Annotated in this window: 25 protein-coding genes and 1 pseudogene; 25 read left to right on the top strand and 1 reads right to left on the bottom strand. The window is 41.5% G+C overall.

Annotated elements, in window-relative coordinates:
* Positions 1-231, bottom strand: a pseudogene (locus tag AACR09_RS21120) (YkgJ family cysteine cluster protein); the annotation flags it as partial.
* 209 nt (positions 232-440) lie between these two features.
* Here AACR09_RS21120 and AACR09_RS21115 point away from each other — a divergent pair.
* The 25 genes from AACR09_RS21115 (at position 441) to AACR09_RS20995 (ending at position 14,892) form a co-directional block, all read left to right on the top strand.
* Positions 441-602 (top strand): hypothetical protein, encoded by a 162-nt coding sequence (locus AACR09_RS21115; RefSeq protein WP_004733900.1) that lies wholly within the window; start codon positions 441-443, stop codon positions 600-602.
* Positions 575-1,300, top strand: a complete 726-nt coding sequence (locus AACR09_RS21110; RefSeq protein WP_193835641.1) for a pseudouridine synthase — start codon at positions 575-577, stop codon at positions 1,298-1,300. The genes AACR09_RS21115 and AACR09_RS21110 overlap by 28 nt, the downstream gene beginning before the upstream one ends.
* Positions 1,301-1,365: 65 nt before the next feature.
* A complete protein-coding gene (locus tag AACR09_RS21105) occupies positions 1,366-1,740 on the top strand; it encodes a VOC family protein (RefSeq protein ID WP_193835640.1) in 375 nt (124 codons plus the stop codon).
* Between the two features lie 96 nt (positions 1,741-1,836).
* On the top strand, positions 1,837-2,445 hold the full coding sequence (locus tag AACR09_RS21100) for a sugar O-acetyltransferase (protein WP_193835639.1): 609 nt from the start codon (positions 1,837-1,839) through the stop codon (positions 2,443-2,445).
* A gap of 180 nt (positions 2,446-2,625) precedes the next feature.
* Entirely contained in the window at positions 2,626-3,072 is a 447-nt protein-coding gene (locus tag AACR09_RS21095) for a hypothetical protein (RefSeq protein WP_076646996.1), read from the top strand.
* A gap of 88 nt (positions 3,073-3,160) precedes the next feature.
* Complete coding sequence (locus AACR09_RS21090) at positions 3,161-4,102, top strand: hypothetical protein (protein ID WP_193835638.1); 942 nt, start codon at positions 3,161-3,163, stop codon at positions 4,100-4,102.
* A gap of 121 nt (positions 4,103-4,223) precedes the next feature.
* Complete coding sequence (locus AACR09_RS21085; protein WP_193835637.1) at positions 4,224-4,574, top strand: hypothetical protein; 351 nt, start codon at positions 4,224-4,226, stop codon at positions 4,572-4,574.
* Between the two features lie 452 nt (positions 4,575-5,026).
* Positions 5,027-5,440 (top strand): GFA family protein, encoded by a 414-nt coding sequence (locus tag AACR09_RS21080; protein WP_017096149.1) that lies wholly within the window; start codon positions 5,027-5,029, stop codon positions 5,438-5,440.
* A gap of 229 nt (positions 5,441-5,669) precedes the next feature.
* A complete protein-coding gene (locus AACR09_RS21075) occupies positions 5,670-5,921 on the top strand; it encodes a hypothetical protein (protein ID WP_004733888.1) in 252 nt (83 codons plus the stop codon).
* 230 nt (positions 5,922-6,151) lie between these two features.
* Positions 6,152-6,361: a DUF3955 domain-containing protein gene (locus AACR09_RS21070; protein ID WP_076647006.1), complete on the top strand. Its 210-nt coding sequence runs from the start codon at positions 6,152-6,154 to the stop codon at positions 6,359-6,361.
* A gap of 216 nt (positions 6,362-6,577) precedes the next feature.
* The gene (locus AACR09_RS21065) at positions 6,578-7,054 is read left to right on the top strand and encodes a GNAT family N-acetyltransferase (protein WP_193835636.1); all 477 of its coding nucleotides are present in this window, start codon (positions 6,578-6,580) and stop codon (positions 7,052-7,054) included.
* A 61-nt stretch (positions 7,055-7,115) separates the two neighbouring features.
* Positions 7,116-7,733: an RraA family protein gene (locus AACR09_RS21060; RefSeq protein ID WP_076647008.1), complete on the top strand. Its 618-nt coding sequence runs from the start codon at positions 7,116-7,118 to the stop codon at positions 7,731-7,733.
* Positions 7,734-7,813: 80 nt separating this feature from the next.
* On the top strand, positions 7,814-8,302 hold the full coding sequence (locus AACR09_RS21055; protein WP_193835635.1) for a GNAT family N-acetyltransferase: 489 nt from the start codon (positions 7,814-7,816) through the stop codon (positions 8,300-8,302).
* A gap of 18 nt (positions 8,303-8,320) precedes the next feature.
* Positions 8,321-8,878: a nucleotidyltransferase family protein gene (locus tag AACR09_RS21050; RefSeq protein ID WP_104215659.1), complete on the top strand. Its 558-nt coding sequence runs from the start codon at positions 8,321-8,323 to the stop codon at positions 8,876-8,878.
* 139 nt (positions 8,879-9,017) lie between these two features.
* Positions 9,018-9,371, top strand: a complete 354-nt coding sequence (locus AACR09_RS21045) for a tRNA-binding protein (RefSeq protein ID WP_004733881.1) — start codon at positions 9,018-9,020, stop codon at positions 9,369-9,371.
* A gap of 96 nt (positions 9,372-9,467) precedes the next feature.
* Complete coding sequence (locus tag AACR09_RS21040) at positions 9,468-9,725, top strand: hypothetical protein (RefSeq protein ID WP_004733879.1); 258 nt, start codon at positions 9,468-9,470, stop codon at positions 9,723-9,725.
* 98 nt (positions 9,726-9,823) lie between these two features.
* On the top strand, positions 9,824-10,240 hold the full coding sequence (locus AACR09_RS21035) for a nucleotide triphosphate diphosphatase NUDT15 (protein ID WP_102444697.1): 417 nt from the start codon (positions 9,824-9,826) through the stop codon (positions 10,238-10,240).
* A 25-nt stretch (positions 10,241-10,265) separates the two neighbouring features.
* Complete coding sequence (locus AACR09_RS21030; protein ID WP_017061797.1) at positions 10,266-10,703, top strand: NUDIX hydrolase; 438 nt, start codon at positions 10,266-10,268, stop codon at positions 10,701-10,703.
* Between the two features lie 87 nt (positions 10,704-10,790).
* On the top strand, positions 10,791-11,198 hold the full coding sequence (locus AACR09_RS21025) for a bleomycin resistance protein (protein WP_017083593.1): 408 nt from the start codon (positions 10,791-10,793) through the stop codon (positions 11,196-11,198).
* A 151-nt stretch (positions 11,199-11,349) separates the two neighbouring features.
* A complete protein-coding gene (locus AACR09_RS21020; protein WP_054541346.1) occupies positions 11,350-11,781 on the top strand; it encodes a DUF2000 domain-containing protein in 432 nt (143 codons plus the stop codon).
* A 222-nt stretch (positions 11,782-12,003) separates the two neighbouring features.
* Positions 12,004-12,924 (top strand): alpha/beta hydrolase, encoded by a 921-nt coding sequence (locus AACR09_RS21015; RefSeq protein ID WP_017083595.1) that lies wholly within the window; start codon positions 12,004-12,006, stop codon positions 12,922-12,924.
* Positions 12,925-13,050: 126 nt separating this feature from the next.
* Complete coding sequence (locus AACR09_RS21010; RefSeq protein WP_017083596.1) at positions 13,051-13,470, top strand: GNAT family N-acetyltransferase; 420 nt, start codon at positions 13,051-13,053, stop codon at positions 13,468-13,470.
* Positions 13,471-13,504: 34 nt separating this feature from the next.
* A complete protein-coding gene (locus tag AACR09_RS21005) occupies positions 13,505-13,939 on the top strand; it encodes a GNAT family N-acetyltransferase (protein WP_193835634.1) in 435 nt (144 codons plus the stop codon).
* Positions 13,940-14,028: 89 nt separating this feature from the next.
* Complete coding sequence (locus AACR09_RS21000; RefSeq protein ID WP_050649971.1) at positions 14,029-14,385, top strand: hypothetical protein; 357 nt, start codon at positions 14,029-14,031, stop codon at positions 14,383-14,385.
* A gap of 36 nt (positions 14,386-14,421) precedes the next feature.
* The gene (locus tag AACR09_RS20995; RefSeq protein WP_102534704.1) at positions 14,422-14,892 is read left to right on the top strand and encodes a GNAT family N-acetyltransferase; all 471 of its coding nucleotides are present in this window, start codon (positions 14,422-14,424) and stop codon (positions 14,890-14,892) included.
* The last annotated feature ends 80 nt before the right edge of the window (positions 14,893-14,972 follow it).

Below are 14,972 nucleotides of genomic sequence, written 5' to 3'. Positions count from 1 at the left end.
GCATGTGTACTTGGCTTGAGCCTTGGTGTCTTTCGTCGGAACTAGCTCTAGAAAAGGGCAGCGAGTTAAACGTTCGCCTGATTCAGGGTCGAACCAGATCTCGCTTCCTCGAACATATTCAAAGATGTCTGGATTGAACAACTCCCACAAATCAATCTCTTCTTGCGTTGCGGCAAGGTCACCATCTCCGTATTTGATACAGCATTTCCCGCATTGATTACAATTTTTCATTAGTGACTTCATTGGTTGGTGAGCTTTTATCATTTTACCACTGATAGGCGTGGCACGTTGACTTTGTTGTTCATGGTTAAGCCATTACGGGGCGAGAACATGGAATGACGGCGTTTAAAATCAATTTATCTATGCACCACCACTCCAATCAAAGCTGTAAACAGTGATACAATTTGCGCCTCTCACGTTATTCAAGCAAAGGCATCAAAATGAGAACTGTATACACCACCGAAGGCAACATCAACGCAAAGAAACAGAGAGACGCTTACCCAAAGTTGGCGCTATGTGATAACTGCGTTCGAGACTATGTGGTGATTGCTCAAGGCGAACGTACTTACAAGCCATGCGCAAAATGTGGTGCCGACGATTAATGCGCCTTGATAAATACCTATGTAAAAGCACTGACCTAACCAAGCCTGAAGCGATTGAACGCATCCATAATGGCGAGGTGAACGTAAACAGTGAGGCTGTGACCAATGAATCGACTCAGGTTCATGAAAGCAACACCATCTTGTTAAATGGCACTCCGCTTAAGTTGCGTGAATTTCGATACCTCCTAATGCACAAGCCTGCGGGTACTATCTGCTCTAATATCGATGAAGTTTATCCTTCACTCTTTAACTACATCCAGATAGAAAAAGCATCAGAACTGCACATCGCAGGACGCTTAGATGCAGACACAACAGGCTTAGTCTTGATTACCGATGATGGGCGATGGTCATTCAACATCACTCTGCCAACCAAGTCATGTAAGAAGGTGTATCGCGTGACATTGTCACGAGATATCAAAGATGATGTCGCTGACAAGTTCAAAGCGGGCGTTAAATTGCAGGGCGAACAAAATCTGACGCGTCCGGCAGAACTCGAAGTGATTACCAGTAAAGAAGTGCTGTTGACAATTACAGAAGGTAAGTTTCATCAAGTAAAACGAATGTTTGCTGCGGTAGGGAATCGAGTTGTTGGACTACACCGTGAGCAGATTGGTGATGTTCGTTTAGATGTTGAAGCAGGTCAGTGGCGTTATCTAACTAAAGCCGAAGTCGACTCATTTCAGCAGGACTCTGAATAAACGCTGTAACCACTTAAAGCGTTAAGCGTGTCAGGATCAGAATATCAACACTATAAGGATCTAGGATGGAAAACCTCAAAGTCTCAGAAATTAAGTCTTTCGTACCCGTGAAAGACTTCGATTTATCCAAGCGTTTTTACCAGTCAATCGGCTTCGAAGTGATGTCTGAATTTCACGATATCGCCTATCTACGACACGGCAGTTGCGCCTTCCTTTTGCAAAACTTTTATGAACCTGCGCACTGTCACAATTACATGATGCACTTGCTGGTTGAAGACGTAAAAAGTTGGTATCAACACATCCAAAACTCTAATGTAGTGTCGGAATTTGAAGTTATCGTTTCCGAGGTTGTTGAACAGCCTTGGGGAATGCTTGAGTTTTGTATCACTGACCCAAGTGGTGTGCTGTGGCGTGTGGCTGAAAACATCAGGTCGCGCTGATTCATCCAACTTGCATTGAGGCCAGTGAAAACTTCAAATTATCCATCTGTTTCTTTATTTATGCCGACATAAGGCAATGATCAAATAGGTTCAAACATGGATATAAAGGCTAAAATGCACAGCCAAGACGTTTACTACTGTGACGACGTTGATTTGGTTGCTGAGCAAACTCAATGCTTAGAAGTGCTATACGATTTTAATCACACTCGTCCTAGTGAAGGGGATAAACGACAACAAATCATGAAGCAACTGTTCGCCGAAGTCGGTGAGGGCTGCTACATCGAGCCGCCGTTACACGCGAACTGGGGGCGTCACACCCACCTAGGCAACAACGTATACGTTAACTTCAATTTAACTCTGGTCGACGACACAGACGTATTCATCGGCGACAACGTGATGATTGCGCCTAACGTGACCATCGCCACTGGTACACACCCCATCAGCCCAGAACTCAGGCTAAAAGCAGCGCAGTTCAATGTTCCTGTTCGTATTGGCAACAACGTATGGCTTGGCGCACACACCGTCGTACTTCCCGGTGTCTCCATTGGTGAAAACTCAGTAATAGGCGCAGGCAGCATCGTCACCAAAGACATCCCAGCTAATGTCGTCGCAGTCGGCAACCCATGCAAAGTGGTACGCGAAATCAACGAACGAGACCGAGAGTATTACCACAAAGATCGCCGCATTCCAGATGAGCTAAAGTAAGCGACTTTTCACATGCATTAAACTAGCTGTGATATAAGTCATTGTTATGCAATGGCTTGGTTGTATATTGCTTACCTATCTTAGAAACTAGACAGAATTTTTCTGTCTAATAGCTGTTAGCTTTCAATGCATCCAAATGTTAATATTATTAGCAATTTTAACTTTATATGAGGACCAAAAATGTTTTCTTTTTTTAAGCGCGAAAGTTTGAAAAAAGCACTGGACGCTTGTCAGCAGCAACTTAAGGCTCAAGGACTTGAGCAGGAATACACATATGAGCAATACAACTTTATTGTTAATTCAGCTCTATTTAAAGACATTGATTCTCGTTTCAAATCAAAAGGTCTTTCTCAATGGGGTGGACTAGCTTGGTATATGGCGCAGACTACCAGCAAACTTTTAGAAGCTAGCCAAGGCGGTAAAGAATTAAAGCCTATAATGATTGAGTTGGCTGAGAAAGCAGCAACGGTTTCTTTGTTAATTGGTAATTCAATACCAAGTCTCAAATTAACTCAAGCTGATATGAACACAATCATGAATGCTTCAGAAATCGCACAGCAATGGTTAGAGCATACTGAAACTCCAGCAGACAAAGAGCTAAGCGAACTACTTAACCGATCAAGCTAACAATCGCTTTAAATCTGATTCGTGAACGCGTGCCGAACTCGCTTCGCTTTAACATGGCACACGTTCACTCACAGTTTAAGTGGGCGTTATGGAACAAGAGGAAAATATGTCCCCAATAGACAAACTATTTGAACAAATTTTCGGCGAAAAACCTTCAAAAGCAGGGACAGCTTACGAGATGTTAGCATGTATTGCTGAGCATGTAGCTAGCGGTGATGCTGTGTCTCATGATAAGAAAGTCAGAGGGGCATTCTCAAAGAGTCTTTATCAAATTGATGTCCTTTCTGGTCAAGATGACTCTTTAAGAATGGGTGAAGTAAAAGACTACACAATACAGGGTAAAAAAGTTGGGCGTGGAGACTTACAGAAGTTGGGTGGTGCTTTACCTGACCTAGCGAATGTCAATGCTGGAAAATTTTATTCCGCTACGGGTTATACTGCTCCCGCGATCAAATATGCAAAAAGTGCTGAACAGTTTCCCGGTGGGAAAGGGATTGAGTTGTTTGAACTTCGACCAAGCACCGAGCTCGACGAAGAAGGTACTATCAAAACCATTTGCATAAACATCACTTTCTATAATCCCCTGACAGAACTGGCGACTTGGAAACCGCATCTCACACAGAGTGGTAAAGAAGCATTGCGCCCCTTAATGAATGAACATGGACATGTTCATTTTAATGCTAAGTTAGAAGAGTTTTACGACAATACTGGAAACAAAACCGTATCTATTTTTGAGCTTACTAGCTTAGGTTTTGGTGAGGTTAATAGTGACACGGGCTCTTCGCATGGCTCATATTTATTGAAACGCAATTACGCGAAGATCAACGGGATACTAGCTGAAATGAGCGGTCTGGAATTTGAAATGCCATACTCTGTGATTCAACAAACTCTTGAAATCACAAATGATCAAGAATCTAGATTTGTTTTGAAGGATATAGAAGGCAACATCATTTCATTTTTTACAGACGAAATGCTCAAAACGTACTCGTTCGACTCAGATGGGAAGCTCATTATCCATACAAACATTTAATCAAGATTCTAACGCTCGGCATTTATGGTTTGAATCAGCTTTAGTAATTACAGAACAATGGATTAAGTTCTGTGGTGGTTGTCAGCTACTTAAGAGGGCGCTATGTTCTAGGGGGAGATATTTGCTCGATTTATTCAAGAAAGTGGTTCTCATTAACCTATCAGCTGCACTTGTGGTTATAGCTCTAGCCCAGTTTATTCCCTTCTTCGCGACTACTCAGTTGGTCGACTTCCTGTTCTTTGTTGTCATCGTTATATGGATTTTAGCGAAACTAATGTGGGAAGCAGGCATCCATAGTAAGACAACTCGGTTAGATGACCCGAGAACAGATAAGGTCTACAAAATGGTAGAAGGGCATGATTTCGAAAAAGATCAACACGATCACTATCGCATGAACTACCAGACAGGTTTGGTCTTCTTTATAGCCGGTTTACCTGCATTTATTACTTGTTTGGTTCTTCAATTTCTTTAAGTACGAACATAACAATAAACTTAATAAGATTCACAATGCTTGGCATTCGCACTATGCGTAGGTCTAAGTGTTTAAGTTGGTATTACGATGCTCGCCACCTAAACGCACATCATACCCCTGCAATTCATTCCTGAATGAAAGTAACTACCCATGTCGAGTCTTAATAGTTTGTTTAGGTTCACGGTGCCTTTCTTAACTATTTGGTAGAGTGACATTTCAATGAGCATGGAGGTTTTGTAATGGGAACTGTAATCGGATTGGTGATTTTAGCTGCTATAGATTGGTATCTCTTTCGTAAAACAGGGCTTCATATTCATAAATGGATTTCTAAAGAGTACGCTGCGTATCTGTCGGAGAAGGGGAACAAAAAATAGCCTTTTCTTATTAAGTCATCGGTATAAAAAGCGTGATCTGCTATTATTGTTACACACATTGCAAAGATTGGAGGATTCATGAAAGGTAAAGGAAAGTGCCTATGTGGCTCGGTTGAGTTGGAAGTAGAGTACGCCAGTAATGAATTGGGGGCTTGTCATTGTAGTATGTGTAGAAATTGGTCTGGCGGGCCGATGTTAGTCATTGATTGTGCTGATTCCGTCAAAATATCAGGTGAATCAAATGTAGTGAGATATAAGTCATCCGATTGGGCTGAGAGAGGGTTCTGCGGTAAATGTGGTACTCACTTGTTTTACTTTTTAGTGCCAAATAATCAGTATCATCTTCCTGTCGGTTTATTGATGTCTGGGGATGACTACAAATTAACTCATCAGATTTTTATCGATGAAAAGCCCGAATACTACGAATTTAAAAATGAAACACAAAATATGACTGGCGCAGAAATATTTGCCCACTTTGAAAGTGGAGAGTAGCACTTAGTTTTTATTAGCTTAAGACTAATTCACAACGCTCGGCATTTTTTAGTTTCGGTCGAGTTTTGTGTTTGCGGTGTAATGGTTTCGGTTAGGTGGTGCTCACGCCTAACATCCCAGCATCAACCCCCAACTTGAAGTGCCTCGAAACTCGATTATGTGAACTCCTAATAGCTGAATAGTTACTCTAATATACAATGAGTTTTCTAATGGCTCTGAGGGGGTGGAAATGACAGATATGGCAATATCAAGTTACCTTGGCTGGTTGTTACTTCTTATAGGTTGTTATCCTTTCTTGCTTGTTGGTGTCAGTATGTTTTTCTATGATGCAGAGCGTAAACAAGCATTAAGGTGGTTGAACGGAGTTAGTTTTCTATTGGCTGCATTCCTTCTTTACATGCATATGCAGACAGAAGTCATCTATGGTCGGGAACTGCTCGAAGCTTGGTATCGTGATAACCCAGAAGATAGGCCTCAATAAAAAGCACATAACAAGTGTTTATTATCCATTTCGGTATATAAAAATGATGCTAAACGCTTGGCATTTCCAGCTAGAATCAACTTTAGTGTTTTCGGCACAATGGGTGAGGTGATCGCGATGTCAGCTACTTCAAGCGGCGATAACTCGTCTAACCAATTATGCCTATCCGAGTGAACCATGTTCTCTTACAAAGTGTCTGACATTTTAGATATTCAAATGTTGAGGCTTCGATGAATTTTCTCCGTAAGTATAAAATCAGCTTTCTTTTCTGCGTTAGTGGCCTTTTGTGTTTCATTGCTTATAACACCATAGGTTCATACGTAGATGAAAATGGTGTGTTGGTTGAGCCATTCGGGCTTATTCCTCTATTTTGGCTTTTTGAGCTACTTGCGTTGCTGGCTTTGGTTGTAGCCTTCGTTAGACACAGAAAGTGTCAGTAGACCAGTTAAGCTGCGAGTAAACGAAGATGTTTCGTTATCACAAACAACTTAGGCGCGATTCGGTACGCTTGGCATTTTGGCATGCGGCGGTATTGGTGTTCCCACTCGTTTAACTTCAGTGGGTTAGCTGTTAAATTTGAGAGCATTGGTAGCGTTGTAATCTGCTCAAGCGGGCGTTATGTTACTAATTGAATTCAACGTTTATAAAGGATGAACATGGTAGTACTTAGAGGAATGCGCCAAGACGAATATCCAGCATATTGTCAGTATTTTATTGACGATTACAGTCAGGAAATAGCTAGAAACTATGGGCATTCTTTAGACGTTGCAGTCGAATTGGCAAAGAAGGACTTGCATCGCAGCTTCCCTAACGGACTAGAGAGCAATGAGCATTCGCTATTATGCATTGATGCTGAAGTCGATGGTGAATGTAAGCTTGTGGGTTACCTATGGCACTCAGTCAATATTGGGGATAAATCTACGTTTATCTATGACTTCTTCATTTCGAATGAACATCGAGGTCTAGGTTATGGTACTCAATCAATTTCTGCGTTAGAGATCCAACTACTTGCTATTGGTATCAATCAAATAAAACTGAGGGTCGCATATCATAATGAGCGGGCGCTTAAGTTGTATAAAGAAGTTGGCTTTGAGGTTACCGGTTTCAATATGTCTAAGAAACTAAGCGGATAGCCTCAACATATCAAGCAACATACATAGACCGGCAGGTTTCATTCAAACATGGAGTGAAAATATGAAGTCAGATTTTTCAAAACTTGCGACAACCGAGTACGGAAACATACTAAGTAACGACCACTTTATTAATTTTAGTATTGGTCCTCTTTGGCAGGGAATGCCGCCAATTTTTGGAGAAGCGTTTACTGTCCAGTTAACGTCTGGTGATAATTTAATGCTTCATTCAGCCATATACGAAGCACCAAAAGGTTCCATCATTGTAGTGGATGGAGTTGATAGCGAATATGCAGTAGCCGGCGGTAATGTATGCGCAGTCGCTAAGAGTCGAGGTATCAAAGGTTTTATTATTGATGGTGTCATTCGAGATTTGAGTGAAATTTCAGATATGAAGTTTCCAGTTTTTGCGAAAGGTGTTCATCCAGTACCGGGAAAGAAAGAGGTCTATTCTGAATTGGGTGATCCAATCACTTGCGGGGGAGCAAAGGTCTCTACGGGAGATATCATTGTTGCTGATGTAGAGGGTATTGTCGTTATTCCTAAATCAAGAAAAGATGAAGTGTTTCTAATGGCTTCAAAGAAAGCAAGTGACGAAGCTTCATTAACACTCGCTGAGTGGGAAGAAAATCACAGGGCTAAAATAGCCCAAGCAATAACGTCTGCGAAACAAAAAACTTAATTGGTGCAGCAAGCTGATTTGTAACGCGTGGCATTTGTCATCAATTAACAGGCGTTAGGCGACAACGAATAAATTTACCCATGGAGAAGAGAGTGAGCGTACGGATTGCGACGAAAGAAGACTCAAGTGTCTTGTTAGAGTTTATTGAACAAAAAGCTGACTTTGACCGGAGTATGAAAGGGTTTAGTGGTGAAATCTCGACAACTATAGAGAAAATCGAACGCACATTATTTGGTGATTACGCATTTGCCCATGCATTAATATTGGAACGGAATTGTGAGCCTTTTGGCTTCGCACTGTATCACTATCGATATTCATCCTTCAGTGGAGAGCCATCAATCTGGCTTGACGACCTATTGGTTACAGGAAATCAAAGATCAAAAGGGTATGGCCGTGAACTTATGTTGGCTTTAAAATCACAAGCGGAGTCATCATATGCCTCTCACATCTCATGGACGGCAAGTCCACATAATAAGAAAGCGCATGATTTCTACAAAAGGTTGGGTGCAGAGGTTGAGCGAATGGATGGTCAAAGACCTTATTTCCGTTGGGCAATGTGCGATTCGTGATCAGATAAAAAGAGAACGATGAATAAACAAAAACTAAAGAACCTCATTCAACAAGTTCCTGAGCTAATCGATACAGCCAAAGTATGTCGTGAGGTGGGCTTGCCAAACTTCTATATTGCAGGCGGTGCTATCACTCAAATCATCTGGAATGATATAGAAAACAAACCGCTTCTAGACCAAGTCAAAGACTTCGATGTTGTCTATTTCAATAGTACCTCAGCTATTACCGAAGATGAGTTCAAAAACCGCATTCGTTCGCGGCTAAGTCATTGTGTCGACGTGGACGTAAAGAACCAAGCGACCATTCATGAGCGTTACGCTAAGAAGTTCGGTTGCTTCATTCAGCCATACGATCGTGTTGAACAAGGTATCGAGTCTTGGCTTTCTGCGTTTGCTATCGGGTTTACTCTTGATGATTCAGGCGGTATCAAGTTGTTTGCCCCATACGGTGTAGAGGACGCTTTTGATATGCTGATTAAGCCGAATAAGCGAGCAATGACAGAAGTAAATTACAACAAAATGACCACTGGCTATAAGGCTCGATGGCAGCAAGTAAAAGTGCTTCCTTGGAATTGATCTATAAAGCTTTGTGGGATCGCTCTTAACATTGGGTATTTAATTCAGTTTGGCGTCAGTGGTAAATTTGAATCTAGTCTCAGCATTGTTAGTGACTTAGTTGTGCGTTATGTGATTTGGAAACAACGAGGTCTGGTTTATGAAATACGCTCCAATTAAAGATGAAATTACGTTTGATGATTTCGCAAAATTAGATATTCGTGTCGGCTTAATCGTAAAGGTTTCTGAAGTCGCTAAATCAGATAAGCTGATGAAACTCACCGTCGACTTTGGCGATCATCAGCGATCAATCTTGGCTGGCATTAAACAAGAGCGAGAAAACCCGAAAGAAATCGAAGGCAAGCAAGCTTTGTTTGTTGTGAACTTGCCTGAAAGAAAGATGGCGGGTGAAGTGTCTCAAGGGATGTTGTTTGATATTGGTTATGAAGACAAATTAAATCCGTGTTTAGCTTGTCCTGAAAACGAAATGCCTAATGGTGCTCGAGCTGGGTAACGTACACATAAACGTGAACAATAATGTAAGACGGCATAACGCGTATCTTAACTTAAAGCGAACATCATAGATGGAACACAAAACAGGGTACAAGAGATGAAAGCTGGTACGCCAAGAGATTATAGCGAAGACATGTATAACGTTTATTTTGAAGTTGGAGAGTGGGAAGGAACGGCTCTCAGCATACTTGAGTCGTTTGTTGGTCAGTCACCGTCAACGTCTATTTCACATTTGGAGTTTGGGTATGAACTTGCGATGCCTATCCAATGTGTACCAGATCTCGTGAGGCTTTTGACTGAGAAAAATATCGCTATTTATCAGATCGTACGTGGTAACAAAATACTAGAGTCATAAAGATATTGGTCGAAGTAGAACAGTGAATTAATCGAGATTGATTCGTTATACATGGTATTTATCGTTGAAGGTTGGATTTCTTTCTTAAGGAGTTTTAAGTGAGTCAGGAAGTAAGAGTAGGTGTAGCTGCGGTTATTCTACGTGAAGGTCGAGTACTACTTGGAGAACGAATTGGTTCTCATGGGGCTCATACGTGGGCAACGCCGGGCGGACACCTTGAGTGGGGTGAAAGTATCGAAGAGTGTGCCAAACGCGAAACACTCGAAGAGACTGGCTTAGTTGTTAGTGCATTTGAGAAGCTGACTTTTACCAATGATATTTTTGAGAAAGAGAACAAGCACTATATTACGCTGTTTGTTGTTGCTTCTGACGCTAGCGGCGAACCACAGATAACAGAGCCTGATAAATGTAAGCAATGGAAATGGTTTAAGCTCGATGAGTTACCAGAGCCATTGTTTCTTCCTCTGACGAATTTGCTTAACGATCCGGTCATCCTTGGGAAGCTAGCGCCGTAAACGTGAACGATTGGAGGGCATATCAATGAGATCACCTTTTCAAGTTTTAGTCTTTCCCTACAAAACAGTCGATAACAAATCTCGATTTTTAATCGCACGCAGAAGGGACAATGGTGTTTGGCAGGCAATATCGGGTGGTGGCGAAGACAATGAATCATTACTTGAAGCAGCAAAACGAGAGCTCTCTGAAGAGACTCAGCTAGTCGGTTGTAATTGGCAGTTGCTCGATTCAATGTGCATGCTTCCAAAAGTCTTTTATGCAGGAAATCACAATTGGACTGAGCATCCATTCGTAATTCCTGAGCATTCCTTCTCAGTTAAAGTGACGAAAGATCCTCAATTATCAAATGAACACACAGATTACCGTTGGTGTGACTACCAAGAAGCTATTGAACTTCTAACATATGACTCGAACAGAAACGCGCTTTGGGAGATCAACGAAAGGCTTTACAAAGCTAGCTAAAGTACACAGATTAATTAAATCTATATTAGAGTGGAAATCCTGATTAGATTCTTACTAATCTCTCGCTATTTAGTGAATAGGTAAATCATGACATTACGAGTAGTTCCAGAGCTTTATTGTTTCGATATTAATGTGAGCAAATCCTTCTTTGTCGATGTGTTGGGGTTTGAAGTGAAATACGATCGCCCAGATGAAGAGTTTGCTTATCTAACGCTTGATGGTGTTGATGTGATGCTTGAAGGGATTGCGGGCAAAAGTCGAAAATGGCTTTCAGGTGATCTGGAGTTTCCGCTAGGGCGTGGTGTTAACTTCCAATGGGATGTTATCGATATCGAACCTCTATATCAGAGAGTTAACGAAAGCGCCGCTGATTCTATTTACTTAGCGTTAGAGTCGAAGTCTTATCAATGTGGTGATTCGATCGCGACTCAGAAGCAGTTCATCGTTCAAACTCCAGACGGTTATCTCTTTAGGTTCTGCCAAGATATTCATTAAATCATGACCTTGTGGTTGGATACCAAATACTGGTCTTTGCTCGAGATTATTGGATAGACTAAACGTATTAACTGAGTACTAAGGTTGCATTGCTCACGCCCCAGTAATGCGTTATACAAATACTGTGATTAAGAATGAATGAGGATATGTAGTGAGCCATTTACCAGACGAAAGCCAAAAACGATTCATAGCGGTTTTAAGCAAAAAGATGGATTTAGGAAGAACATTGAACGTGCTAGGGCACTTGAGCGTTGGCCTATCTAATCAATTAGAAAGTGACGAGACTTGCTACGTTGACTATGAAGACTTGGATGGCAATGTCCACCCTAATTTATCTCATTACCCTTTCATCGTGCTGAAAGCAGACAACTCAAATAAGCTTAGAAAAGTGCGTGAAGAAGCCTTCAGCCGTGGTATTAAATTTACCGATTTTACGAGCTCAATGATCGAAGGTGGTTCTGTTGAGCAGCAGCAACGAACCAAAGAAACCAAAGAAGAAGACCTTGAGTATCTTGGTGTATGCCTGTTTGGTGACACGGAAATCCTGCGTGAGTTTACAAAGAAGTTTAGCTTGTATAAGTAAATGTCCGTATTACCTATAAATTAATAACACTATTAATGCTTAGTCTTCGAGATCAAACTTAGATTTGCTGCTTTGGTTTGAAGCATTTATGTAGTTATTGCTCTCGGATTATTAAGAATCTGAACAAGAGTTTTAATTGAGCTCACAAATTAAAGCTGTATGTATGTACATACCTTTCTTTTGATATATCATCCCTCGATTTTTCAATCATTGAGTCATAAAATGACGAATCATTTAGAACCAGGCATTAAAGATCTAGTCGAAGACTTCCAATCCAATGGTAAACCTTGCCCATCACTCCAAACCATCGAAGAGCGACGTACTGGCTATATTGGCAGTACCGTTTTAGCGGGGAAGAGTCCTAAAATAGAACACGAATTCTTAGATGCATTAAATGGTGTGCAGATAAAAGTTTATAAGCCTACGACCGAATCGAATCTACCTATCACAGTGTACTTCCACGGTGGTTGCTTTATCAGCGGTGGCTTTGAAACACATGATGTTCAATTAAGACAGATTGCCCTTCAATCTAACTCAATTGTTATTTGCATCAAATATAGACTGGCACCTGAGCATACATATCCAGCGGCGCACGACGATGTGTATCAAGCTGTACTTGGTATCAAGGAGTTTGGTCGCAAATATGGTGGCAATATCGAACAAATGGCGTTTGTTGGTGATAGTGCCGGTGGGCAATTAGCGTTGGCGACAACATTGAGACTAAAAAAGTATGAGTCTTGGTTACCGAGCCAGCAAATTCTTATCTATCCGATGCTAGATCCTAAAGGAAGTTCACGCAGTTACGTGGAAAATGGCACAAACTATATTATAACGGCAAACATGTTGCTTTCCGGCTTCGAGTTATACACAAATAATAAATCTAATGCATTCAATGAGCCTGAACTCAACCTTTTGAACTGTGATTTTAACGGACTGCCAACGACAACCATCATCACTGCCGAGTTCGATCCATTACGTGACGAAGGCGAACAGCTCTATAAGTTAATGGTGTCGCAAGGTGTTGATGCTAGTTGCCAGCGCTATTCGGGTGTAATCCATGGTTTCTTTCAGTTATCGGGTGTTAGTCAATCAGCAAAGCATTGTGTTGAGTTAATTTCAAAAAAATTGATGACTCGAAATTAAAATTATAGATAGTACAATTAGTTATGGTTAATCTGGACGCTGTGTATATCTCAATTAGCGCCAGATAGACCTTATTTAAGACTCAATTATTATAAGACAATCGGTTAATCTATAGATAGGAAGTCAATGGAATACCAATTAGATATCGAGCCCTCCGATGACGACATTAATGAAGTCCGAGGCGGGTTAATCAAACACAACACACCGTTTCTCGAAGGGATACCCAAGTCTCAAGTTGCGTATTACGCGATGGTGGAAGGCAACAAAGTTGGTGGTATTGTCGCTGATCTTTGGGGAAACTGGTTACTGATTAAGTTTCTCTGGGTCGATGATTCGATGAGAGGAAAGCAAGTCGGTAGTGCGTTGCTTGAACTTATTGAAGAGTATGCGAAGTCTCAAGGCTGTACGTCGTCACTGATCGATACATTAAGTTTCCAAGCTAAGCCTTTCTATGAGAAACGAGGGTATGAATGCCAGATGGTGTTAGAAAATTACCCTGTAGATTCCTCGCTATCGTTTCTCACCAAGTCGCTCGTCAAAAAGTAGCAAATAAAGACCCCGTATATACAAGGAGAGTAGAGTGGTCAACATACGGGAAATGGCAATTTCAGACTACGACTCAGTGATCGCGTTGTGGTGCCAGACAGAAGGCATGAGTATTCGCGATGCCGATTCGAAAGAAAGTATTGGGAGCTATTTAGATCGTAACCCCGGTCTGAGTTTTGTGGCTGAAAATAACAACGAGATCATTGGTGCTGTGTTGGTCGGAACGGATGGACGTCGTGGGTATTTACAACACTTAGCTGTCTCGGCCAACTTCAGAGGGCAAAAGTTAGGTTGTAAGCTTGTTGCAGAGGCGGTCAACGCCCTTGCAGGGTTAGGCATCCCGAAGACCCACTTGTTTATCTATAACGACAACATCAACGCTCAACAGTTTTACGAAAAATTGGGCTGGTTTCCTCGAGATGAAGTTCGAATGTACTCGTTTAATAGCTCGGATAATAGTAACGTTTAGCCTTAAAGGTTCGCGCTGGCTGAGCTTGAATTTGTAACAGATTCGCGCCCATCTTTCCAATATCAAAACAATCCTTGGAGTATTTAGAAATGTTGTTTTCTAGTCTGTCTAAACCATCGGTTCATGGCTCCGAGTTATGTTCTGAACTGCTCAATTTCTTAACCGAGCATAAGAGTGATTTCGAAGAAAAGTTAATCCCTGATCTGTCATACATCGATGATATGGCACATGTGGTGAACGGTATCAAAATCAAAGACGTTCTGCACATCAATGCGAATCAATACCGACTTCAATATTCGTTTGATTGGGAGTTGTTTCTAGGATGTTCAGATAGGAACGAAACCGGTGTAGAGAATGGAAGTGTTCTATTCACGCTTGAGGACGATAACGTTCTTAATATCAACTTCCCAAACTACGGTTCTCGAGACACTAGCGATGAGCTCTAGTCGGTTTTTCGCGCGTGTTATACAGAAGGAACAACAATGATAACTATCGAAAGGCTTGAAGAATCGCATGTGGCGTCAGTTCAGGCCATCCAACTCGCCGATGAACAGGTCAAGTTCGCTGGCACAGCTGCAGAGTTTTTATTAGACGGCAGTGAAACCACGCACTTGCACGTGATTAAGTCTGATAACGAAGTTGTTGGCTTCTTTAAGCTGGATATCGCTTACGCAGATTCTTATGAGTTTTGCCCTGAAGGAAGCATTGGGTTAAGAGCTTTTGTGCTTGATAAAAACCAGCAAGGTAAAGGTTTAGGAACTGGCACGGTCAAAGCTTTGTTTCCATATTTAAAAGCGAATTACTCAGCATATGAGTCAATTTACTTAACTGTGAATTGCAAAAATCCCGCAGCATTCAACTGTTATAAGAAAGGCGGCTTCGAAGATACCAATGAACAGTATCTAGGTGGCGCAGCAGGCCCGCAATTTATCATGCGCGGTCGAATCGCTTAGTAATATGAAACCGATTAATTATTGATGAGAAATACCTGCACAGCTGTATGCAGATTGAGAGCCTTAAAGAACACGAAAAG

The sequence above is a fragment of the Vibrio sp. OPT20 genome (assembly GCF_963889365.1).
Taxonomy (GTDB): domain Bacteria; phylum Pseudomonadota; class Gammaproteobacteria; order Enterobacterales; family Vibrionaceae; genus Vibrio; species Vibrio splendidus.
Note: the sequence above shows the minus strand (reverse complement) of the source record. Positions and strands in the feature narration are given on the sequence as shown.